We start from the raw sequence: 24554 nt of genomic DNA, 5'->3' as shown, positions 1-24554 counted from the left end.
TTTTTTCGGTCAGACCAGTCCGCGCTGCCTGGCCAGCGCGAACAACCCTGCCGCTGCCAGGTCTTCCGGATGCAGCTGGCTTTGGACGCCCAGATGCTGCAGCGCCAGGGCATACCGCTGGGCCAGCGCCGGGCTGCCGACCAGATGCACGATGGCGTGATCGCCGCGGTGCTCGCGCAGTTCGTGGCCGATCAACAGGCCCGAGAGGTAGGACGGCAGTGCCGCAGAGGACAGGCGTTCGAACAGGCCGAGCGTGCGGGTGCCGAAAAGGTGGTGGCTGAGGCCGCCAGCGTCGGCGCTGCGGTCGACACCTTGCAGGAATGCAGCGGCGTCCAGTTCGGCGTGATCGTCGTCCATCAGCTTGCCGAGGATGCTGTGTTGACGCAGCACGGCATACAGCTCGCCGGTCATGACAGTGGCGAACCCGGTCAGCTGGCCGTTGGCGATCCGCGCCCACTTGCTGTGCGTGCCGGGCAGGCAGGCGACATGCTCACCGTCGCCAAGTGCGGCGATCAGGCCGACCAGCTGGGTTTCTTCGCCACGCATCACGTCCGGCACGCCGTCGTATTCGCCGGTGCTCACGCCCGGCACGAACCACAACGTGCGGCCGGGCAGCAGGTCGTCTTCGCTGCGCATCGCCTGGGCGAGCGCGGCGGTGCCGGCTGGGCAGGGCAGATAGGGTTGTTCGACCCAGCCGTTGCGGCTGCCGATCATGCCCGACAGCAGCAGCGGGCCGTCCCAGCCGGCGATCAGCCTGGTGAGTACCTCGGCGAAGCGGCCCTGGCAGGCCAGGATGCCGTCGCTGCCGCGGCGTTGCTCCAGCACGGCGCCGGTGGCGTCGAGCAGATAGGCGCGCAGGCTGCTGGTGCCCCAATCGACGGCGATCATGCGCTGGCCACCCGGCTCTCGGGCAGGCCGGCGATGGCGACATCGCAGACGAACAGGCCGCCAGCGTCGGGCATGCGCGCGAGTTCATCGGCGCTGTGGTCCAGGCGCGAGGAGATCACGTGCAGGCGGTCCAGCGCAGCGCCGCCGAACGCGCCGCAGGTGGGGTGCTTGATCGGCAGGTGCACGATCCGGTCAACACTGCCGTCGGGGCGGTAGCGCACCACGCGGCAGGCACGCCATTGCGCGTTCCACAGGTGCCCTTCGCTGTCGATGATGGAGCCATCCGGCTCGGCGTCGTCGCGATCCAGGGTGGCGAACACGCGCGTGTTGCTGGTCTGCGCCGTCTCCGCGTCGTAATCGCAGCACAGGATCTGCGGGCGCACGGAGTCGCAGTAGTACAGCGTGCGGCCGTCCAGGCTGAAGCAGATCGAGTTGGGGATCGACACGCCCGGCAACGGCAGCGCACGCAGGCCGTGCCGCAGCGAAAACTGGTAGAACGCGCCGCGCGCGGCCTTGCTGTCGTGTTCGTCCATGGTGCCGAACACCAGATTGCCATGCCGGTCGACGCGGCCATCGTTGCTGCGCGTGAGCGGGTTGTCGGCTTCGATATCGGCCAGTCTTTCGAATGGCAGCAGGTCGGCATCGGTATTGTCCGGATCGACCACGCCAATCGCCTTGGCCAAGGCGACCAGCACGCGGCCGTCGTCCATCAGGCCCAGGCAGCCCGGGCGATCGGGCAGCGTCCAGTAGCGCGATTGCGCCGTGGCCGGATGATGCCGCCACAGGCGCTTTTCAACGATGTCGACCCAGTACAGCGCCTGGCGCTGCTCGCACCACAACACGCCTTCGCCATGCGTGCAGCGGCTGTCGACCGCCAGTACGGCGGTGTGTTCTGGCGTGCTCACCATTCGGCGATGCTGCCATCGGCATGGCGCCACACCGGGTTGCGCCAGTCCGGCGGGTTTTCGTTTGCGCGCTTGAGCATGTCTTCGTCGATCTCCACACCGAGCCCGGGCTTGGGCAGGGCGGCGATACTGCCATCGACACACTGAAAATCGTCTTTATTGATGACGTAATCGAGCAGGTCGGCGCCTTCGTTGTAATGGATGCCGATGCTCTGTTCCTGCAGTACCGCGTTGTGCGAGACGAAGTCCACGTGCAGGCACGCAGCCAGCGCGATCGGGCCGAGCGGGCAGTGCGGGGCGAAGCCGACGTCGTAGGCTTCGGCCATCGCGGCGATCTTGACGCATTCGGTGATGCCGCCGGCATGCGAAAGATCGGGCTGCACCATGCCGATACCGCCGGCACACAGCACGTTCTTGAATTCGAAGCGCGAGAACATGCGCTCGCCGGCCGCCAGCGGAATCGAGGTGCTCGCGGCCAGGCGCGGGTAGTACTCGGCCTGTTCGGCCAGTACCGGCTCTTCGACGAACAGCGGCTTGAACGGTTCCAGCTCGCGAAGCAGCGCCTTGGCCATCGGCGCGCCGACGCGGCCGTGGAAGTCGATACCGAAGTCGATGGTGTTGCCGAAGGCTTCGCGGATTTCGGCCACCTTGACCACTGCTGCATCGACCGCGCGGGCGCTGTCGATCAGCTTCATTTCTTCGGTGCCGTTGAACTTGAAGGTGTCAAAACCCAGCGCGCGGTAGTCGGTGATCTGCTGGATGATGGCGCCGGGGCGGTCGCCGCCGACCCAGCGATATGTCTTCATGCGGTCGCGCACCAGCCCGCCCAGCAGCTCGTACACCGGTACGCCCAGCGCCTTGCCCTTGATGTCCCACAACGCCTGGTCGATGCCGGCGATGGCGCTCATCAGGATGGCGCCGCCGCGATAGAAGCCGGCGCGGTACATGGTCTGCCACAGGTCATTGATGCGCGCCGGGTCCTTGCCGACGACATAGCCGGCCAGTTCGTGCACGGCAGCTTCCACCGAGCGCGCGCGGCCTTCGATGACCGGCTCGCCCCAACCGGTGATGCCCTCGTCGGTCTCGACCTTGAGGAACAGCCAGCGTGGTGCGGCGTGGTAGGTGGTGAGGCGGGTGATCTTCATCCTTGCAGTTCCTGGTAGGCCTGCACGAAGGCGCGTGCATGCGTCTGGGTTGTTTCGAGCGATTGCGCGGGTTTGTACAGTTCGCCGCCGATGCCGGCGCCGGCCGCGCCCTGGGCGATGAAGCCGGCCAGGGTCTGCGGGCTGACGCCGCCGACTACGTAGACCGGGATGTGCTTGGGCAGCACCGAGCGCAATGCGCGCACATGCGCGGCGCCATAGGTCGCTGCCGGGAACAGCTTGAGAATGGTGGCGCCCGCATCGATGGCGTCGAACGCCTCGCTGGCGGTGGCGAAGCCGGCCACCACGGTCAGCCCGCGCGACACCGCATGCCGGATCAGCGACGGGCGCGTGTTGGGAGTGACGATGAAGCGCGCGCCGATCTCTGCCAGGGTGTCGACGTCTTCATTGCGCAGCACGGTGCCGGCACCGATCCAGGCGCGTTCGCCATAGGTCTGCTGGGCCAGCGCAATGCTCTGCTCCCAGCGCGGCGAATTGAGCGGGATCTCGATCGCGTCGAAGCCGGCGTCGATCAGCGCGCCGACGTGGTCAAGCGTTTCTTCCGGCGTGATGCCGCGCAGGATGGCGACCAGGGGCAGGGCGAACAGGCTGGCGGTGGTATCTGAGGTCATGCGGTTACTCGCGATAGAGCGGAAAGCGGCCATTGGCGACCCGGTGGCCGGCAACGTCGGGGGAACTTGCGCACTGCGCGCGGCAACTGGCCGTCGCCGCTGCGCAATGCAGCAGAAAAACGCAGGGCGGGGAAGAGACGCCGCAACGCGCCGGATGCGGCGTGGCGCGCGCAGCACGCCTGGAGCTACGGCCCGCAAGTGGCCGGCAAGATGCCGTCATCGTCGTCCACCTCCGCGGTCATGGCGTGCGTGTTGCCACCTTGTCGAAGATGGGTCACGTCTGTTCTGGCCGCGCCCGGGAGGTAGGGGCTCCTGCTGCGGCGAGCGCTAGCCTCGCGCGGGGAGATATGTGCTGCAAATGAAATTTTCGGCATATTCTATTCCTCCGACGAATACACGGCCGCAACCGCACCTCATGGCAAATTCCGGTACCCCCTGGTTCAACGCAGCCCGGCTCAAGACGCGCCAACTCCTGCTGCTGCTGCATCTGCACGAACAACGCTCGGTGCTGCGTGCGGCCGAGGCCGCCAGCATGACCCAGCCGGCCGCCTCCAAGCTGCTGGCGGAAATGGAGGACATGCTGGGGGTGAAATTGTTCGAGCGGCATGCCCGCGGTGTCGAACCGACCTGGTACGGCCACGTGCTGATCCGGCGCGCCCGCGCGGCGATGTCGGAGATCGGCCGGGCGCAGGAAGAGATCGCCGCGTTGCGCGCCGGCCGCATGGGCCAGGCCTCGATCGGAACCGTGGTCAATCCGGGCACCAATCTGGTACCGCAGGCCATTGCCGAGGTGAAGCGCGAGTTCCCGGACATCCTGGTGCGGGTGGAGATGGACTATAGCCGCCCGCTGGTGGCCAAGTTGCTGGATGGGCAGCTGGACATCGTGATCGGGCGCATCCTCGGCCCGGAGGGCGTGGGCGAACTGGAGTTCGAGCCGCTGGCCGACGAGCCGCATTCGGTGATCGCGCGGGCCGGCCACCCGCTGGCCAGCCGGGCCGGCCTGCAGCATGCGGATCTGGTGCGGCATGGCTGGATCCTGCCGCCGGCCGACAGCGTGCTGCGCGCACGCCTGGATTCGATGTTCATGGAGCACGGCGTGCAGACGCCGACCAATGCCATCGAGACCTCGTCACTTCCGGTCACCTCGACCCTGCTGCGTGGCACCGACATGCTCACGGCCTTGCCGGTGGAGTCGGTGGCGCCGCTGATCCAGGCCAAATTGCTGACCGTGCTGCCGATCGAACTGGGCGTGCGGATGGAATCGTTCGGCATCATCCGTCGGCGCGATTACATCCTTCCGCCGGGTGCCGAACGCATCCTGCAGGCGTTGCGCACCACGGCGCGCCGGCTGTATCCGGGATTGCGCGGGCCAGAATCCCTTACCTAACAAGCTCTTCCATTTGTATTCCTTGGAGTAATACCAGCCTGTGAATTTTTCATTGGCTGGCGCTAGACCGCGCGCCTATATCTGTGCGTCAGATCGCACGCTGAAGCGCACGTGAAGTCGGGCAGGTGATCGGCGGCAAAGCCGCCATGCAGCGAAAGCGGGACTGGCCTCGGCGCCGGTCCCGATACGATCACGCGGGGCGTCTTGCGTCGCGACAACCAGTCTTCAGTCGTCTTGCGTCCTGGGAGGGATTCAGATGTCCAAGTTTTCAAGCCATGCCTCGGCAGGCACGGGCGTGCGCGCGTGCCGTACCCCACGTTTGCGTCATTCGGCCATGGCCGTCAGCATCGGGCTGCTGCTCGCTGCGCCGGCATACGCACAGCAGGCGCCGGCGGCCAGGGGCGCGCCTTCAGGCACCGCCGGTGCCAGCGCGGTGGACCTGGACACGGTGGAAGTGCGCGGCGTGCGCGCCAGCCTGATCAAGTCGCAGGTGATCAAGCGCGATTCCACCCAGATCGTGGATTCGGTCAGCGCCGAAGACATCGGCGCGCTGCCCGACCGCAGCGTCACCGAAACCCTGCAGCGCGTCAGCGGCGTGACCATCGACCACTTCGCCGCGCGCAGCGACCCGGATCACTTCTCCGCCGAAGGCAGTGGCGTGATGATCCGCGGCCTGACCCAGGTGCGTGGCGAGCTCAATGGACGCGACATCTTCAGCGCCGCCAGCGGCCGTGGCCTGAGTTTCGAAGACGTGCCGGCCGAGCTGATGGCCGGCGTGGATGTCTACAAGAATCCGTCGGCCGAAATCATCGAGGGCGGCCTGGGCGGCACGGTCAACCTGCGCACGCGCATGCCGTTCGACAACCCGGGCCGGATCGTCGGCGGCAACGTCGACGTCAACTGGGGCGACATGAGCAAGAAGTACAAGCCGTCGGCCTCGTTCCTGTTCAGCGATCGCTGGGACACCGGCGTCGGCGAAATGGGCTTCATGATCGATATCGCCCACTCGGAACTGGCGACCCGCTCGGACGGTATCCAGGTCGAGCCGTACGTGCGTCGTACCGACGATGCGGTGCTGGCCGGCAGCGGGCGCAGCGAGGTGTTTGTGCCGGGCGGGGTGAACTGGCGCCAGCTGGATTTCGAGCGCAAGCGCGACGGTATCGCCGCAGCCTTCCAGTGGAAGCCCAGCGACCAGACCGAGATCTACGCCCAGTACCTGCGTTCGCGCTACGACATGAACTGGCAGGAGCGCGCCGCGTTCTTCAACGACAGCAATAACAGCATCAGCCCGGCACCGGGCACCACCTTCCAGTACGACCAGGACGGCGTGTTCCAGCGCGGCTCGCCGGTGTCCAACTCCTGGCGCGGCCTGCTGACCGGCGATGGCGTTCGCTTCAATACCGACAACCGCTATTCCGAGCAGCGCACCACCACCTCGGACCTGTCGGTGGGCTTCAGCCATTACTTCAACGACAACCTGCAGATCAAGGGCGACGTGCAGCTGGTGCAGTCGGAGAACGACCAGCTCGACTTCACGGTATTCAGCGCGACCTATCTGCCTGGGCTGACCTATGACGTGTCGGGCAAGTATCCGACCGTGCAGATCGCCAACCAAGGTTTCACCCAGGACCCGTCCAATTATTTCTGGGCGGCGGCGATGGATCACCTGGGGCATAACCGCGGGCGCCAGCTGTCCACCCGCGTGGACCTGGAATACACCTTCCAGGACAGCAGCTGGCTGCGCTTTGCGCGCTTCGGCATGCGTGCCACCGACCGCAATCAGACCAACAAGAACTCCGGCTACAACTGGGGCGTGCTGTCGGACAACTGGGCAGCCATCCCCGGCAGCGCCAATGGCCTGGCCAACATGTCGCAGTACCTGCCCAACGAGTCGTCGCTGTTCACCTTCTCCGACTTCTTCCGCGGCGGGGTGAACGTGCCGACCACGCTGGTGGTGCCCAATGGCGGGCTGGTCAAGAACTACCGTCGCGCCTCGGAACTGCTGCAGCAGCAGATCGTGGCCCTGCGCGGCTTTGGCTGGGCACCGGACACCTACCAGCCGCAGGACACCAACCGCCAGTTCGAGCGCACCCAGGCCGCCTACGCGGCGCTGTACTTCGGTAACGACGAGGCCTGGGGCGTGCCGGTGGACGGCAATATCGGTGTGCGCATCGTGCAGACCAAGACCCAGGCCGAAGGCTTCGGCCAGTTCCAGGACCTGTCGGGCCTGAACGTCTCGCCCGAGCTGCAGGCCCGCTACACCGGGCAGTACTTCGACAACAACTCGCAGGGCAGCTACACCAACGTGCTGCCGAGCCTGAACATGCGCTTCCGTTTCACCGACAGCCTGCAGTGGCGTATCGCCGCCTCCAAGGCGATGGCGCGCCCGGACTACACCCAGCTGCAGCCGTACGTGCTGCTCAACGTGGAGACCGACGACGCCGGCAATGCGACCAACTTCGTCGGTACCGCAGGCAATCCGACCCTCAAGCCGATGACCGCCAACCAGTTCGACACCGCACTGGAGTGGTATTTCGACAACAGCGACATGCTGTACACCACGCTGTTCTACAAGAAGGTCAAGGACTACTTCTCCACCCAGACCCGCAGCGAGACCTACGATAACCGCGAGTGGCTGGTGACCCGGCCCTACAACACCGACGAGGGCACCATTCGCGGCGCCGAAGTGGGCTATACGCAGTTCTTCGACGAATTGCCGGGCTGGATGAGCGGATTCGGCATCAATGCCAACTTCACCTTCGTCGACAGCAAGGGCGGCGCCAACACCGCCATCGACCCGTACACCCGCACCACGGTGGAAGGCGTGGAGCTGCCGCTGGAAGGCCTGTCGCGGCGCAGCTACAACCTGGCCGGCATCTACGAGAAGGGCCCGCTGTCGCTGCGGCTGGCCTACAACTGGCGCTCGCGCTACCTGCTGACCACCAGCGACGCGGCCACCCGGTTGCCGACCTGGGCCGACGACTACGGCCAGCTGGACGGCTCGTTCTTCTACCGCTTCAACGAACACCTGCAATTGGGGATCCAGGCCAACAACCTGACCAATACCGAGACCAAGGTGTTGATGGGGCCCACCTCCTACGAGGGGGGCGAGGTGGATACGCGCCTGTACACCCGCAGCCAGTTCGTCAACGACCGGCGCTACTCGCTGGTGCTGCGCATGAATTGGTAAGTGCGCACGGTCACGGCCCGACTGTGCAGCGATCTGCACGGTCGGGCCCGTCAGGTATGAATCCGCAGGTTCGGCCCGTGATGCCGGACCTGCCGGGTTTTCCGGTGTTGCTATAGTTTTAACGAATAGCTTTCCAGGAATATTTCATTGGTGTGGCATGACGGCCGCGCCCTATGCTCCCGCCGCAGCCGCAGGTCCGCCCGCCAGGGCAAACCGCGCATCCGCCTACCCGGTGTCCCGGGCGCAGATACGGGCCAGCAACAACGACGGGCAGGGCGTTCGCGCACCGGCCCGCTAAAAACAAGCAGTACATGCGTCCTGGGAGGGAGCACCATGTCAGTGCAACATCGCCACATTCCGGCAGGCCGGGCTGTGGGTCAGCGTTCGATCCGTGATTTCCGCCGCTCCGTGATGGCCATCAGTGTGGCCACCTTGTTGAGCGCGCAGGCCTATGCGCAGGATGCGACCACCACTGCCGCACCGGCATCGGATGCGACCACCCAGCAGCTGGACACGGTGCAGGTCACCGGTACCCGCAGCAGCGTCACCAAGGCGCAGCTGGTCAAGCAGAACGCCGAGCAGATCGTCGATTCCATCGTTGCCGAAGACATCGGCAAGCTGCCCGACAACAACGTCGCCGAAGCGCTGCAGCGCATCTCCGGCATCCAGATTTCGCGTAACTACGGCGAAGGCAGCTCGATCGCCATCCGCGGCCTGACCCAGGTGCGCACCGAGCTCAATGGCCGCGACATCTTCACCGCCAACGACGGCCGTGGCCTGAGCTTCGAAGACGTGTCGGCCGAGTTGCTCGGCGGCGTCAACGTCTACAAGAATCCGTCTGCCGACATGATCGAAGGTGGCCTGGGCGGCACCGTCGACCTGCGTACGCGCCTGCCGTTCGACTATGAAGGCCGCAAGATCGCCGGCAGCGTCCAGTACAACTATTACGACTTGGCCGACGACGGCAAGCCGGCGTTCTCGGGCCTGTTCAGCGACCGCTGGCAGACCGGCATCGGCGAGATCGGCATCCTGGTGAACTACTCGCAGCAGAAGAGCCCGTTCCGTCAGGACACCATCTCGATCGAGCCGTGGTACACCCAGACCGACCTGCCTGGCTACGAAGGGCAGGGCGTGTCGGTGCCGCACGGCGCCGGCATCAACACAACCGTCGGTGAGCGCGAGCGCAAGACCGGCGCGTTTGCCATGCAGTGGCGTCCGAACGATTCGGTGGAGGTCTACACGCAGGTGCTGCGTTCGGACTACGACTTCAGCTGGCACGATTATTCGTTCTTCGCGTTGACCGGCGCCAACAACATGCAGGGCTTGCCCGGCATCCAGGTCAACAGCCGCAACGAGTTCGTCAATGGCTCGTTCCAGAATGTGCCGACCGAATCCAATACCAGCCTGACCGAGCGTCACTCGGTTACCACCGATTACTCGCTGGGCGCCAAGTGGACGGTCAACGAAAAGCTGACCCTGAGCACCGACTTCCAGTACGTCGATGCCACCACCAAGGGCACGCGCTACATCATCGCCACCGGGCAGGACACCAGCCCGCAGTTCAATGTCGATTTCCGTGGCGATCTGCCGCGCCTGTCGGTGACCGACGCCAGCGGCGCGGAAGGCTACCTGGCCGACGTCAACAACTACGACGGCTGGCGCTGGCACCTGGACAACAAGGACGACAACACCGGCACCGAGTTTGCCTGGCGTTCGGACATGGATCTGGCCTTCGACAGCGACTTCGTGCGCAGCTTCAAGGCCGGTGTGCGTTATACCGACCGCGATGCCGAGACCAAGGGCAACGTGTGGCGCTTCATGTGCATCAACGATTGCTCGGGCACGCCGTTCTCGCAGTTCCCCAGCATCGGTCTGGTGGCCAACCCCATCACCGACTTCTTCCGCGGTGAGAGCAGCACCTTCGGTCGCACGCTGACCGCGTCGGATGCAGCGGTGGCCAATTACGAGCAGAGCCTAGCCACCTTTGGTGCCAGCCCGCTGGAATTTGCCCCGAACAACATCAACACCCAGAACGAGAAGACCTACGCGGCGTACGGCGTGTTGCGCTTCGGCGTGGATGGCGACATCCCGTTCGACGGCAACATCGGCGTTCGCGTGGTGCGGACCGAAGTCGGCTCGCGCGGCGTGCGCACCGGTACCGATGCCGAAGGCGGCGGTCTGATTCCGGTGGATGCACAGCAGACCTACACCGACGTGCTGCCGAGCTTGAACCTGCGCTGGATGCTGAGCGATCAGCTGCAGTGGCGTTTTGCGGCATCGCGCGGCATTTCGCGCCCGACCTTCGACCGCCTGAACCCGAACCTGAGCCTGAGCACCGGCACCTCGTCCAGCGGCGCCTCGACCTTCACCGGCACCGCGGGCAACCCGAGCCTGGAAGCGGTCAAGGCCGACCAGTTCGACACCGCGCTGGAGTGGTACTTCGGCCAGGGCTCGATGATGTACGGCACCCTGTTCTACAAGAAGGTGGAAGGCTTCATCGCCAACGCCGTCTTCAACGAGGTGTACGACGGACAGGTGTGGCAGATCACCCGCCCGGTCAACGGCGATGCCGGCAAGATCCGTGGTGCTGAGCTGGGCTATACGCAGTTCTTCGACTTCCTGCCGGGCTGGCTGAGCGGCTTCGGCCTGCAGACCAACTACACCTACGTCGACAGCGAGGCGCCGAGCCCCACTGCCACCGACACCAACGGCCAGGCGCTGACCGTGCCGCTGGAAGGCCTGTCCAAGAACAGCTACAACGCGATCCTCAGCTACGAAACCTCGCGCTTCCAGGGCCGTGTGGCCTACAACTGGCGCAGCGACTGGCTGGTGACCACTGCGGGCAACGGTACCGGCAATCTGCCGGTCTACAACAAGGGCTTCGGCCAGCTGGATGCCTCGCTGCGTTTCAACATCAATGATGTGTGGTCGATTTCGCTGGACGGCGTGAATCTGCTCGATACCCGTCGCGAAAGCTACCTGGGTAACGAGTCGCGCTACCGCGACTTCGTGATCAACGATCGTCGGTATGGCCTGACGTTGCGGGCCAGCCTGTAGAACGCGCCGTAGGAAGTGCGTCTCCGGTCCGGCGAGCTGTGCAGGCAGCTCGTTGGACCGGTGTTTTTCCTATCGATGGCCACGCCATCGATCGCGAGGGGAGCCGGAGGAATGATCGCCGTGATCGATCCGCCTACTAAGCGCCGCCTTTTCGCAGCACATGCGTGGCTGACTGCTGTTTGCCTGACGCTGGTGTTGCTCTTCATGACGTCCACCGTGGCTGCGGCCGAGCCCGCCACACCAGGACCCTATCAATGGCGTAGCGTCACCATCGGCGGTGGCGGTTTTGTCACCGGCGTGCTGTTTCATCCCGCCGAGCGCGATCTTGCCTATGCCCGTACCGATGTCGGCGGTGCGTACCGCTGGGACGCGCGAACGCAGCAGTGGGTGGCACTGACCGACTGGTTGGGCGCCGACGACTGGAACCTGATGGGGATCGATGCCTTCGCCATCGATCCTGCCAACCCCAAGGCCATCTACCTGGCTGCCGGGACCTACATGCACGAGCGTGCCGGCAATGCAGCCGTGCTGCGCTCGTTCGACCGCGGCCGCAGCTTCGCGCGCGCCGATCTGCCGTTCAAGCTCGGCGGCAATCAACTGGGGCGCGCCAACGGCGAGCGGCTGGCGGTGGACCCGCACGATGGCCGTGTGCTGTTGCTGGGCTCGCGCGATGCCGGCCTGTGGCGCAGCACCGATCGCGGCGCGCACTGGGCGCGGGTGGAGGGATTTCCGGCCGAGGCATTGGCCGGCGCCACGGCACGCAACCATGTCGGACGCGAACAGGCGGTGGGGATCGCCTTTGTGGTGTTCGACGCCGCCAGCGGCCGCGCCGGTGCTCCCACGCCGCGGATCTACGTCGGCGTGTCCACCGCGCAGACCAGTCTGTATGTTTCCGAGGATGCCGGCCGCAGCTGGTCGGCGGTGCCCGGGCAACCGCAGGGGCTGCGTCCCAGCCATATGGAAGGCGGCCGCGACGGGCACTGGTATCTGAGCTACGGCGATCAGCCCGGCCCGGATTTGATGGCCGGTGGTGCGCTATGGAAATACACCCCCGCGCAGGCGCGCTGGAGCGAGATCAGCCCGATCGCGCAACCGGCCAATGGCGACGGCTTCGGCTGGGGCGCGGTGGCGGTGGATCCGCAACAGCCGCAGGTGCTACTGGCAAGCAGCTTCCGTCGCCGCACGCCGCGCGATGAGCTGTTTCGCAGTGTCGATGGCGGCCAGCACTGGACGCCGCTGTTGGCCGAGGCGGTGTTCGATCACAGCGCCGCGCCGTGGACCTCGCATGCGCGTCCGCACTGGATGGGCGCGTTGGCCGTCGATCCGTTCGACAGCAACCACGCCCTGTTCGTCACCGGTTACGGCATCTGGGCCTCGCGCAATCTGCAGGACTTCGCCAATACGCACCAGCCACTGCAGTGGTGGTTCCAGGACAGCGGGCTGGAAGAGACCGTGCCGCTGGATCTGCTCAGCCCGATGGCCGGTGCCCATCTGCTCAGCGCGCTCGGCGATATCGATGGATTTCGCCACGACGATCTGGACAGCGCGCAGCTGCAATACGCAGGCCCGCGTCTGACCAATGGCGAAAGCATCGACGCCGCCGGGCAGGTTCCGATGACGGTGGTGCGCAGCGGCACGGTGCGCGACCGTCGCAACAACGAGATCCGCGCGCTGACCTCGCGCGACGGTGGCGCGCACTGGGAGGCGTTCGCCAGTGAACCGCCGGCCGGGCAGGGCGCAGGCACCATCGCGATTGCGGCAGACGCCTCGCAGGTGATCTGGGCGCCGCAGGGCGGCGGCAACTGGCGCACGGCCACGATGGGCAAGCAGTGGCAGCGCGTGCAGGGGCTGCCGGACACTGCGGTCGTGGCGGCCGACCGCGTCGATGCGCAGCGCTGGTATGCCGTCGACACCGCCAGCGGGGGCCTGTATGCAAGTACCGATGGCGGGGCCAGCTTCCGCAACACCGGGCAGCAGGTCGGCAATCCGGCACGCGATGAGCGCGCCCGCCCGCAACTGCGGCCCGATCCATGGCGTGCCGGCGTGGTGTATCTGGCCAGCCCCTCGCTGGGCGTGATGCGGTGGCAGGACGGACGCCTGCAGACCCTGTCCAGGCCCGACGAAGCGCGCTCGCTGGGCATCGGCAAGCCGCTGCGTGACGGTGCGCCGCCGGCGCTCTACCTGGCCGGCCGCGTGGACGGCGTGGATGGCGTGTTCCGTTCCGAAGACGAAGGCGCGCACTGGCTGCGCATCAACGACGACGCGCACCGCTTCGGCAAGCCCTATAGCGTCACCGGCGACCCACGACTTCCCGGTCGGGTGTATTTCGCCACCGGTGGGCGTGGCATCTTCTACGGCGACCCACGATGAGCGCTGCATGCCTGCGCGCGTCATCGCGCTGTCGTACCGTGACCGCCTTCATTCCCCGCCGAACCGTTGCGCGCCGACCGGCCGCGCCGACCCTGGAGATCACCGCATGACCGTTCCTTTCGTCCGCCGCGCATGCCTGCTGGGTCTGGTCCTGGCCAGCCCGCTCGCGCTGGCCCAGCCGACGCTGCCCTTGCTGTTTGCCGATGGCGCGGTGTTGCAGCGCGACCAGCCGATGCCGGTGTGGGGATGGGCGACGCCGAAGGCGACCATCACCGTCAGCTTCGACGGCAAACGCGCCACCGCCAAGACCGATGCGACCGGGCAGTGGAAGGTCCGGCTGCCCGCGCACACCGCCGGTGGCCCCTACGTGCTGCGTGTGCAGGGCGACGGTGGCGACGTGCAGGTGCGCGATGTGCTAGTGGGCGACGTGTGGCTGGCCAGCGGGCAATCGAACATGGAATGGCCGCTTGCCCAGGCCAGCGATGGCGCACAGGCGGTGGCTGCGGCCAACGACCCGCAGCTGCGCCATTTCAAGGTGCCAAAGTCGTGGTCGGTGCAGCCGGAAGCACGCCTGACCGGCGGCGACTGGAAGGCGGCCACGCCGGCCAATGCCGGTGAGTTCACCGCCGTGGGCTACTTCTTCGCCAAGGAGCTGCGTGCCAGCACCGGCGTGCCGATCGGCATCGTCAACAGCACCTGGGGCGGCAGTGCCATCGAAGCATGGATGGATGCGGCGTCGCTTGGTTTGAATGCCGACCAGAACCAGGGCGCGATCGAGGCGATCAAGCAACGCGACGCCGCCGCGCAGGCCGCCACCGGCAAGCGCATTGCGCGCTGGCCCAAGGTCGACGGCGATATGCCGCAATGGCGCGAATCTGATTTCGACGACAGCGACTGGGACAGCATCCCGACCACCCAGCAATGGGAAGCCAGCGGCTATGACGGCATGGACGGCATCGCCTGGTATCGCACCACGGTGACCCTGAGCGCTGCCGAGGCCAAGACCGGCATAGCGCTGGGCGTGGGCCAGATCGACGACTCGGACATCACCTACGTCAACGGCCAGCAGGTCGGCAGCACCGAGAAGCAATGGAACCTGCCGCGCGTCTACCGCGTGCCGGCTTCCGCGTTGCATGCCGGTGTGAACCACATCGCGGTGCGCGTGGAAGACCTCAGCGGCGGTGGCGGCATGCATGGCCCGGATGAGCAACGCTTTGTGCAGACCAGCGCCGGCGCCAAGCGCGCGTTGAGCGGCTGGAAGTTCCGTCCCGCCGCGGTGCGGGTGTCGTTGACCGACAACAAGAACCAGCTGCCCACGCTGCTGTACAACCAGATGATCCACCCGCTGCAGCCGTTCCCGGTCAAGGGCGTGATCTGGTACCAGGGTGAAACCAATGCCACCGACAGCGGCGCGGTGAAGTATCGCGAGCAGTTCGCCGCGATGATCCAGCAGTGGCGCGCCGAGCGTGGCGACAAGACGCTGCCGTTCCTGTGGGTACAGCTGGCCAACTTCAAGGCCGGCGGCGACAAGGGCGAGCTGAGCCCGTGGGCGCTGCTGCGCGAGTCGCAGTCCAAGACCTTGGCGCTGCCGGCGACCGGGCAGGCGGTGATCATCGATATCGGCAACCCCACCGACATCCATCCCACCAACAAGCGCGATGTGGGGCATCGCCTGGCGCTGGCCGCGCGGCATGTGGCCTATGGCCAGACGCTGGTGTACAGCGCGCCGGTGTTCAAGCGGGCGAGCTTCGATGGCGGCAAGGCGGTGCTGAGTTTCGACCTGCAGGGCAGTGCGTTGCAGGTGCGCGGCGGCGGTGCAGTGCAGGGCTTTCGCATCGCCGGTGCCGATCAGCGCTTCCATCCGGCCACTGCGCAGATCGACGGCGACCGCGTGACCGTGCGCAGCGATGCGGTGCCTGCACCGGTGGCGGTGCGCTACGGCTGGAGCGAGAACCCCGACGACGCCAACCTGGTCAATCGCGACGCCCTTCCTGTTTCCCCCTTCCGCACCGATACCTGGTGACACGGAGTCTTATGTCCATGCATTCCCCCGTTACGCGTGTGATCTCTTCTTCCACTGGGCGCCGTTGTCTGCGTCCGCTGCTGCTGTCTGCGTTGACACTGGCGCTAGCGGCCTGTCAGTCCGGCGAGCAGGAGACCGCTGCAACATCCGGCGCCACCACACCGGCCGCCAACACCGCCGCCGCGCCGGCAGGCGGCGCAGCAGCGCCGGCCACGCAGACGCCGATGCCGCAGTTCGTCAGCAAGGACGGCAAGCATGCGTTGATGGTCGACGGTGCGCCGTTTTTGATCCTCGGCGCGCAGGTCAACAACTCCAGCAACTATCCCGGCGTAATGGACAAGGTGTGGCCGGCGATCCAGGTGCTGGGCCCCAACACCGTGCAGGTGCCGATCGCCTGGGAACAGGTGGAGCCGGAAGAAGGCAAGTTCGATTTCTCCTTCGTCGATACGCTGCTCGCCCAGGCGCGCGAACACAAGGTGCGCCTGGTGCTGCTGTGGTTTGCAACCTGGAAGAACAACGGCCCGCAATACGCGCCGCATTGGGTCAAGACCGACAACCAGCGTTTCCCGCGCGTGGTGACGCGCGAAGGCAAGTCGATCGGCTCGCTGTCGCCGCATGCGCAGGCCACCCTGGATGCCGACCGCAAGGCGTTCGTCGCCTTCATGCAGCATCTGAAGAAAGTTGACCCGCAACACACCGTGATCATGATCCAGCCGGAGAACGAGGCGGGCACCTATGGCAGCGTGCGCGACTTCTCGCCGATGGCGCAGAAGCTGTTCGACGGCCCGGTGCCGGAGGAACTGCTCAAGCGCTTGAACAAGCAGCCCGGCAGCTGGGCGCAGGTATTCGGTGCCGATGCCGATGAGTTCTTCCATGCCTGGTCGATCGGCCGTTACATCGACCAGGTGACCGAAGCCGGCAAGGCCGAATATCCGTTGCCGATGTACGTCAACGCCGCGCTGCGTGGCCCGTTCAATCCGGGCCAGCCCGGCCAGTACGCCAGCGGCGGCCCCACCGACAACGTGCTGGATGTGTGGAAGGCCGCCGGCCCGCATATCGACCTGCTGGCGCCGGACATCTACATGCCCGAATACCGCATGTACACCACGGTGCTGGAGCGTTACGCGCGGCCGGACAATGCCTTGTTCGTCGCCGAAACCGGCAACCGCCCCGAGTACGCGCGCTACCTGTTCCCGACGCTGGGCCATGACGGCATCGGCTGGTCGGCGTTCGGCATGGATTACACGCGCTATTCCAACTACCCGTTGGGTGCCAAGCACGTCAACGAAGAAACCCTGGCGCCGTTCGCGCTGGGCTTTGAGCTGGTCAAGCGCGGCATGCGCCCGTTCGCCAAGGCCGCGTCGGAAGGCAAGCTGCACGGCACCGCCGAAGAACCCGGCCAGGCCGTGCAGGAGCTCAAGCTCAACGACCGCTGGAGCGCCACCATCACTTACGGTGTGCCGCAGTTCTGGTTCAAGGGCGAGCCGCCGGGCAACCCGGAGCCGATCGGTGCTGCGCTGATCGCCGAGCTGGGCCCGGACGAGTTCCTGGTCACCGGCTACCACGCGCGCGTGACCTTGCACCCGGCCAGCGAAGCGACCGCCAACATGATTTACGACCGCGTCGAAGAGGGCGTCTACGAAGGCACGGAGTGGAAGTTCGAGCGCAACTGGAATGGCGACCAGACCGATTACGGCGTCAATTTCTCCAGCGCGCCGCAGCTGCTCAAGATCAAGCTCGCCACCTTCAAGTAAGCGTGGGTGACACCCGCTGCGCCGGCCTCATGCCGGCGTGGCAGATGCGACCGACGCGGCATGGTGCACCGATGCACCTGGCCGCTACCACGCCCACCGGACGACTGCCTGCAACGCGGTTGACCACACCATCATCAAGACCACGCAGCGCTGCCCCCGCAGCCTGTTTCGCAATTCAATAGGGAGTGACCATGCAAACCACCATCCGTTCCGCCGGCACCGTGCCTGCCAACCGGCGTACACCGCTGGCCCATTGCCTGGCGTTGTCGCTGGCCCTGCTGGCCAATGCCGCGCATGCGCAGGAAGTGCGCAAGGCCGCCGATGGCGTCACCGTGGTGCCGAGCGCCAAGGGCGCTGCGCCGGTGCGTCTGCAGGTGGTCGATAGCGGCATCATCCGCGTCAGCGCGGACCCGGACGGCGACTTCGCCCGCAGCCCCAGCCTGATGCGCGTGCCGGTGCAGGGCGACACCGCCTTCCAGGTAGCCGAGCAGGGCGACAACGTGCAGCTGAAGACCGGCAAGGTCACCGCCACTGTCTCCACCGTCGATGGCCATGTCAGCTTTGCCGATGCCAACGGCAAGCCGGTGCTGTCGGAAGTGGCCGGCGGGCGCAGCTTTGCCCCGCTGAAGGTGGAAGGCAAGCAGTACCTGAGCGTGCGTCAGCGCTTCCAGTCGCCTGACGACGAAGCGCTGTACGGCTTCGGCCAGCACCAGCAGGGCTGGATGAACCAGAAGGGCCGCAACGTCGAGTTGCAGCAGAACAACCTCGACATGGCGGTGCCGTACCTGGTCTCCAGCCGCAACTACGGCCTGCTGTGGGACAACAACTCGATCAGCCGCCTGGGCGACCCGCGTGGCCTGCAGCCGCTGTCCCAGACGCTCAAGTTGTACGACGCCAAGGGCAAGCCGGGCGGCCTGACCGCGCGCTACGCGATCGATGGCAAGCAGGTGCTGGAGCGCCGCGAAAGCGAGGTGAACTACCAATACCTCAGCAACCTGGCCAAGTTCCCCAAGAAGGCGATGTCCAAGGACAAGAACAGCCGCATGCAGGTCACCTGGGAGGGCGAGATCGAAGCGCTCACCGCTGGCGAGCACACGTTCTCGCTGTACCTGAGCGAGTACGGCAAGGTCTACGTGGACGGCAAGCTGGTCATCGATCGCTGGCGCCAGAACTGGAACCCGTGGAATCACGAGTTCACCCTCGACCTGGAGCCGGGCACGCGCCACTCCGTCAAGGTCGAATGGGACATGATCGACCCCAGCTACATCGCGTTGCTGCATCGCGACCCGCTGCCCGCGACCGAGGCGAAAGACCTGTCGCTGTGGTCCGAAGCCGGCCAGATGATCGATTATTACTTCGTGTCCGCCGATTCGTACGACCAGGCCGTGGCCGGCTACCGCGAGCTCACCGGCAAGTCGGTGATGCTGCCCAAGTGGGCCTATGGGTTCTGGCAGAGCCGTGAGCGCTACAAGAGCCAGGACGAGCTGGTCGGCGCGGTGGCCGAATACCGCAAGCGCAAGCTGTCGCTGGACAACATCGTGCTCGACTGGTCGTACTGGCCGGAAAACGCCTGGGGCTCGCATGATTTCGACCCCAAGCACTTCCCGGACCCGGATGGGATGGTCAAGGCCGTGCACGACATGCACGCGCAGATCATGATTTCGATCTGGCCCAAGTTCTATCCCACCACCGCCAACTACAAGGAACTGGATGCCGCCGGTTTCATGTTCAAGCGCAACGTGGAAGTGGGCGAGCTGGACTGGATCGGCAAGGGCTACAAGAACTCCTTCTACGACCCGTACTCGGAAAAGGCGCAGGCCATCTACTGGCGCCAGGTCAATGAAAAGCTCAACAGCAAGGGCTTCGATGCCTGGTGGATGGACGCCGACGAGCCGGACGTGCACTCCAACCTGGACATCGCCGAGCGCAAGGCACGCACCACGCCCAATGCACTGGGCTCGTCCACCGAGTACTTCAACTCCTATCCGCTGCCGCACACCCACGGGGTGTACGTGGGCGATCGTGCGGCCGACGACAAGCGCGTGTTCATCCTGTCGCGCAAGGGCTATGCGGGTACCCAGCGCAATGCGGTGGCGGTGTGGAGCGGCGACATCGTCTCGCGTTGGGACGACATGCGCGAGCAGATTTCCGGTGGCGTGAACATGGCGCTGTCGGGCCTGCCCAACTGGACCTTCGACATCGGCGGATTTTCGGTGGAGAAGCGCTACGAGAACCAGGACCCGGCGCATCTGCCTGAGTGGCGCGAGCTCAACACGCGCTGGTTCCAGTTCGGTGCGTTCGTGCCGATCTTCCGCTCGCACGGCCAGTTCCCGTACCGCGAAATCTGGAACATCGCCCCGGAAGGCACGCCGTTCTACGAAAGCATGGCGTACTACAACCGCCTGCGTTACGCGTTGCTGCCGTACATCTACAGCCTGGCCGGCGATACCTACCAGCGCGATGGCGTGATCATGCGCGGCATGATGATGGACTTCCCCAACGACGCGAAGGCGCGCGATATCAACGACCAGTACCTGTTCGGCCCGGCATTCCTGGTCGCACCGGTCACCAGCTTCGGCGCCACCTCGCGGCAGGTATATCTGCCGGCCGGCACCAGCTGGCTGGATTTCGCCACCGGCAAGCGCTACGAGGGCGGCCAGAGCATCGAAGCCGCCGCGCCGATCGAACGCATGCCGCTGTTCGTGCGTGCCGGCTCCATTGTGCCGACCGGCCCGGTGCAGGAATACGTGGACCAGATCCCGGATGCGCCGCTCACCGTGGTGGTCTACACCGGCGCCGATGGCCAGTTCTCGCTGTATGAGGACGATGGCAAGGGCTATGGCTACGAGAAGGGCGAGTTCAGCCGCATTCCGCTGGTCTGGAACCAGGCCAAGGGCGAGCTGAGCATCGGCAAGCGCGAAGGCAGCTGGACCGGCATGCAGGCCAAACGCACCATCAACGTGCGCTTCGTCGATGGTCCGCGCGACGACGCCGGCGCACTCGCGCCCAAGACCGACACCACCATCCAGTACGACGGCAAGCCGGTCAGCGTGTTGCAGCGCAAGATTGCGTCCGGCAAAGCGCGTCGTCGATGATCGCAGGCTGTCTTCAGTCGATGAGCAAGCAGATGCCGGAACGCCGCAAGGCAGTCGCGGGCGGTTCCGGTGATGCAGCACGGCGGTGGCCGTGCTGACCCGTCGCGAACTGTGCAAGGCAACCGGGGCCGCGCTTGCGGTCCTGGGCGCCGCACCGGTGGCTGCACAGGCGGCGCGTGCTGCAACGGCCGGCGGCTTGCCAGCGGTGGCTCCCGCTGGTGCATTGCAGCTGTGGTATCGCGAACCGGCCAGTGAATGGGTGGAGGCCTTGCCGGTGGGCAATGGCCGTCTGGGCGCGATGGTGTGGGGCGGTATCGCCCACGAGCGCCTGCAACTCAACGAAGACACCCTGTATGCGGGCGGCCCCTACGATTCCACCAGCCCGGATGCATTGGCGGCGTTGCCGCAGGTGCGCGCGCTGATCTTCGCCGGGCGCTATGGCCAGGCCGAACAACTGGCCGATGCCAAGCTGCTCTCGCGCCCGCTCAAGCAGATGCCGTATCAACCGCTGGGCGATCTGCTGCTGGATTTCGATCGTGCCGACGGCATCAGCGAGTACCGGCGTCAGCTCGATCTGGACACCGCCGTGGCCACCACCACATTCCGCTCCGGCGGCGCGGTGCACACGCGCGAGGTGTTCGTTTCGGCGCAATCGCAGTGCATCGTGGTGCGTTTGTCGTGCGACCGGCCACGCGGCATTTCCCTGCGCGTGGGCATCGACAGCCCGCAAAGCGGCGAGGTCACCGCGGAGCAGGGCGGTTTGCTGTTCAGTGGCCGCAACGGCAGCTTCGCCGGCATCGAAGGCAAGCTGCGGTTTGCATTGCGGGTATTGCCGCAGGTGAAGGGCGGCACGGTCACCGCGTTGCGCGACCGTCTGCGCATCGAAGCGGCCGATGAAGTGGTGCTGCTGCTCACCGCCGCCACCAGTTACCAACGCTTCGATGCGGTCGATGGCGATCCGCTTGCATTGACCGCAGCAAGTTTGAAAAAAGCAGCCAAGCTGGATTTCCCGGCGCTATTGCGTGCGCATCTGGCCGATCATCAACGCCTGTTCCGGCGTGTGGCAATCGACCTGGGCACCAGCGACGCGGCAAGCCTGCCCACCGGCGAACGCGTGCAACGCTTCGCAGGCGGCAATGATCCGGCACTGGCCGCGCTGTATCACCAGTACGGCCGTTACCTGTTGATCTGCAGCTCGCGGCCCGGCACCCAGCCGGCCAACCTGCAGGGCATCTGGAACGACCTGATGCAGCCGCCGTGGGAAAGCAAGTACACCATCAACATCAACACCGAGATGAACTACTGGCCCAGCGAGGCCAACGCGCTGCACGAGTGCGTTGAACCGCTGGAATCCATGCTGTTCGATCTGGCCAAGACCGGCGCGCATACCGCCAAGGCGCTCTACGACGCGCCCGGTTGGGTGGTGCACAACAACACCGATCTGTGGCGCCAGGCCGGCCCCATCGATGGCGCCAAGTGGAGCCTGTGGCCGATGGGCGGGGTGTGGTTGCTGCAGCAGCTATGGGACCGCTGGGATTACGGCCGCGACCGCGCCTATCTGGCCAAGATCTATCCGCTGTTCAAGGGCGCGGCGGAGTTCTTCGTTGCCACCCTGGTGCGCGACCCGCAGACCGGCGCGATGGTCACCAACCCCTCGATCTCGCCGGAAAACCAGCACCCGTTCGGCGCGGCGGTGTGTGCCGGGCCGACCATGGATGCGCAGCTGTTGCGTGACCTGTTCGCGCAGTGCATCGCCATGAGCAAGCTGCTCGATGTGGATGCGGATTTCGCCCGGCAGCTGACCACCCTGCGCGAGCAGTTGCCGCCCAACCGCATCGGCAAGGCCGGCCAATTGCAGGAGTGGCAGCAGGATTGGGACATGCAGGCGCCGGAGATGCAGCACCGGCATGTTTCGCATCTGTATGCTCTGCATCCGTCCAGCCAGATCAACCTGCGCGATACGCCCGAGTTGGCCGCCGCAGCCAGGCGTACGCTGGAAATCCGTGGCGACAACACCACCGGCTGGGGCATCGGCTGGCGCTTGAACCTGTGGGCGCGGCTGGCCGATGGCGAGCATGCGTATCGCATCCTGCAATTGCTGATCTCGCCCGAACGCACGTATCCGAATCTGTTCGACGCACATCCGCCGTTCCAGATCGACGGCAATTTCGGTGGTACCGCCGGCATCACCGAAATGCTGTTGCAAAGCTGGGGCGGCAGCGTGTTCCTGCTGCCCGCATTGCCCAGCGCCTGGCCGCGCGGCAGCGTGCGCGGCCTGCGTGTGCGCGGCGGTGCCAGCGTCGATCTGGAATGGGACGCCGGTCGCTTGCAGCAGGCACGGGTGCACAGCGATCGTGGCGGGCGTTATCAACTGTCCTACGCCGGGCAGACCCTGGACCTGGAACTGGGCGCAGGCCGCACCCAGCAGGTGGGACTCAACAACAACCGATTGGTGAAGCAATGAGCTTGTACGTAGGACTGGACGTGGGCACGCAGAGCGTCAAGCTGGTGGCCTACGACGCGCAGGACCGCGCCGTGGTCGCCACCATCGCAGCGCCGATGGAGCTGATCAGCCGCGACGACGGCACCCGCGAGCAACAGGCGCAGTGGTGGATCGATGGCATCGCGCATTGCTTTGCCCAGCTCGACGGCGAGCAGCGTGCGCGCGTGCGCGGCATTTCCGTCTCCGGCCAGCAGCATGGCTTTGTGCCGGTGGCCGCCGATGGCAGCGTCACCGCACCGGTCAAGCTGTGGTGCGACACCAGCACCGCGCTGGAATGCGACGAGATCATGGATGCGGTCGGCGGCGCGGCAGGCAGTGTCGCAACCGCCGGCAACCCAATCATGGCCGGCTACACCGCCTCCAAGTTGCCGTGGACGCGCAAGCACCGTCCCGAGGCGTACGCCGCAATGACCACGGTGATGCTGCCGCACGACTACATCAACTTCTGGCTCACCGGCGAGCGCTTTGCCGAAGTCGGCGATGCCTCCGGCACCGGCTGGCTGGACGTACGCACGCGGCAGTGGTCCGAGCGCATGCTCGGTGCGGTGGATGCGCAGCGCGACCTGCGTGAGGCATTGCCGCCGCTGGTGGAAACCGGCGCGGTCTACCCATTGTCCGATGCCGCGGCCGAGGCGTTGAACCTGCCGGCCGGCGTACGCGTCACCACCGGCGGTGGCGACAACATGATGGCTGCCATCGGCACCGGCAACGTGGTGCCGGGCCGCCTGACCATGAGCCTGGGCACCAGCGGCACCTTGTTCGCCTACGCCGATCACCCGGTGGTGGACGACGAGGCACGCTGGGCGGCGTTCTGCTCGTCCAGCGGCGGTTGGCTGCCGCTGATCTGCACGATGAATTGCACCGTCGCCACCGAAGCGGTGATGCGCATGTTCTCCATCACCCGCGACCAGACCGAAGCGATGATCGCCGACACTGCGCCGGGCGCCGACGGCCTGGTGTTGCTGCCGTTCTTCAACGGCGAGCGCACGCCCAACTTGCCCGATGCACGCGGTTGCCTGTTCGGCATGGATCTGCACAACACCACTGCCGCGCATTTCTATCGCGCCGCGATGGAAGGGGCGACCTACAGCCTGCGCAACGGCTTCGACGCCTTCGTGGCGGCCGGCCTGCAGTTCGACACCATCCTGCTCACCGGCGGCGGCAGCAAGAGCGCGCAATGGCGGCAGATGGTAGCCGACGTGTTCAACCTGCAGGTCGTGGTGCCAACCCAGCCCGAAGGCGCGGCCTTCGGTGCCGCGCTGCAGGCCCTGTGGGCCTGCGACCGCGACGATGGTGGCGATGCTTCGCTGTCGGACGTGGTGCTGGAGCACCTGCAGGTGGACGACGCACTTGCCGCGCGGCCCGACCCGCAGCGCGTGGCCCAGTACCAGCAGCACTACCAGACCTTTCTCAAGCACCTGCAGGTCGTCAGCCCGCTCTACGCTGGCTGAGCGACACGCCTTTTTCTACAACTCCCCCAGCAGCAAGGACATCACACCCCATGAGCAACACCGTTTTCATCGGCGCGAAGGAATATTTCCCCGGCATCGGCAAGATCGGCTTCGAAGGCCGCGACTCCGACAACCCGCTCGCGTTCAAGGTCTATGA

General features: G+C 65.9%; 13 protein-coding genes. 9 read left to right on the top strand and 4 right to left on the bottom strand.

Annotated elements, in window-relative coordinates:
* Nucleotides 1-9 precede the first annotated feature (9 nt).
* The 4 genes from XnspCFBP7698_RS07835 to XnspCFBP7698_RS07820 are packed head-to-tail and all read right to left on the bottom strand — an operon-like array spanning nucleotide 10 to nucleotide 3567.
* On the bottom strand, nucleotides 10-888 hold the full coding sequence (locus tag XnspCFBP7698_RS07835; RefSeq protein WP_104580142.1) for a 2-dehydro-3-deoxygalactonokinase: 879 nt from the start codon (nucleotides 886-888) through the stop codon (nucleotides 10-12).
* Nucleotides 885-1796 carry an SMP-30/gluconolactonase/LRE family protein gene (locus XnspCFBP7698_RS07830; protein ID WP_104580143.1) on the bottom strand — a complete coding sequence of 304 codons (912 nt, stop codon included), beginning with the start codon at nucleotides 1794-1796 and terminating at the stop codon, nucleotides 885-887. The genes XnspCFBP7698_RS07835 and XnspCFBP7698_RS07830 overlap by 4 nt, the downstream gene beginning before the upstream one ends.
* The gene (gene dgoD, locus XnspCFBP7698_RS07825; protein WP_039404273.1) at nucleotides 1790-2938 is read right to left on the bottom strand and encodes a galactonate dehydratase; all 1149 of its coding nucleotides are present in this window, start codon (nucleotides 2936-2938) and stop codon (nucleotides 1790-1792) included. The genes XnspCFBP7698_RS07830 and dgoD overlap by 7 nt, the downstream gene beginning before the upstream one ends.
* The gene (locus tag XnspCFBP7698_RS07820; protein ID WP_104580144.1) at nucleotides 2935-3567 is read right to left on the bottom strand and encodes a 2-dehydro-3-deoxy-6-phosphogalactonate aldolase; all 633 of its coding nucleotides are present in this window, start codon (nucleotides 3565-3567) and stop codon (nucleotides 2935-2937) included. Before XnspCFBP7698_RS07820 ends, dgoD begins: the two co-directional genes overlap by 4 nt.
* Before the next feature lie 415 nt (nucleotides 3568-3982).
* Between XnspCFBP7698_RS07820 and XnspCFBP7698_RS07805 the strand changes: the two genes are divergently transcribed.
* The 9 genes from XnspCFBP7698_RS07805 (at nucleotide 3983) to xylB (ending at nucleotide 24397) form a co-directional block, all read left to right on the top strand.
* Nucleotides 3983-4954 (top strand): LysR family transcriptional regulator, encoded by a 972-nt coding sequence (locus tag XnspCFBP7698_RS07805; RefSeq protein ID WP_104580147.1) that lies wholly within the window; start codon nucleotides 3983-3985, stop codon nucleotides 4952-4954.
* 256 nt (nucleotides 4955-5210) lie between these two features.
* Entirely contained in the window at nucleotides 5211-8144 is a 2934-nt protein-coding gene (locus XnspCFBP7698_RS07800) for a TonB-dependent receptor (RefSeq protein ID WP_104580148.1), read from the top strand.
* A gap of 333 nt (nucleotides 8145-8477) precedes the next feature.
* Entirely contained in the window at nucleotides 8478-11201 is a 2724-nt protein-coding gene (locus XnspCFBP7698_RS07795; RefSeq protein ID WP_104580149.1) for a TonB-dependent receptor, read from the top strand.
* A 111-nt stretch (nucleotides 11202-11312) separates the two neighbouring features.
* Nucleotides 11313-13571, top strand: a complete 2259-nt coding sequence (locus XnspCFBP7698_RS07790) for a cellulase (protein ID WP_104580150.1) — start codon at nucleotides 11313-11315, stop codon at nucleotides 13569-13571.
* 106 nt (nucleotides 13572-13677) lie between these two features.
* On the top strand, nucleotides 13678-15594 hold the full coding sequence (locus XnspCFBP7698_RS07785; RefSeq protein WP_104580151.1) for a sialate O-acetylesterase: 1917 nt from the start codon (nucleotides 13678-13680) through the stop codon (nucleotides 15592-15594).
* Between the two features lie 11 nt (nucleotides 15595-15605).
* On the top strand, nucleotides 15606-17348 hold the full coding sequence (gene galD / locus XnspCFBP7698_RS07780; RefSeq protein ID WP_199680117.1) for a GH35 family beta-galactosidase GalD: 1743 nt from the start codon (nucleotides 15606-15608) through the stop codon (nucleotides 17346-17348).
* A 191-nt stretch (nucleotides 17349-17539) separates the two neighbouring features.
* Entirely contained in the window at nucleotides 17540-20443 is a 2904-nt protein-coding gene (locus XnspCFBP7698_RS07775) for a TIM-barrel domain-containing protein (RefSeq protein ID WP_104580152.1), read from the top strand.
* A gap of 91 nt (nucleotides 20444-20534) precedes the next feature.
* The gene (locus tag XnspCFBP7698_RS07770) at nucleotides 20535-22907 is read left to right on the top strand and encodes a glycoside hydrolase family 95 protein (protein ID WP_199680115.1); all 2373 of its coding nucleotides are present in this window, start codon (nucleotides 20535-20537) and stop codon (nucleotides 22905-22907) included.
* Nucleotides 22904-24397, top strand: coding sequence for a xylulokinase (gene xylB / locus XnspCFBP7698_RS07765; protein ID WP_104580154.1), 1494 nt, complete (start codon nucleotides 22904-22906; stop codon nucleotides 24395-24397). The genes XnspCFBP7698_RS07770 and xylB overlap by 4 nt, the downstream gene beginning before the upstream one ends.
* Nucleotides 24398-24554 lie beyond the last annotated feature (157 nt).

It is taken from the genome of Xanthomonas sp. CFBP 7698, assembly GCF_003600855.1.
GTDB lineage: Bacteria > Pseudomonadota > Gammaproteobacteria > Xanthomonadales > Xanthomonadaceae > Xanthomonas > Xanthomonas cannabis.
The sequence above is the reverse complement of the archived record's forward strand: the minus strand, read 5'-3'. Positions and strand labels throughout refer to the sequence as shown.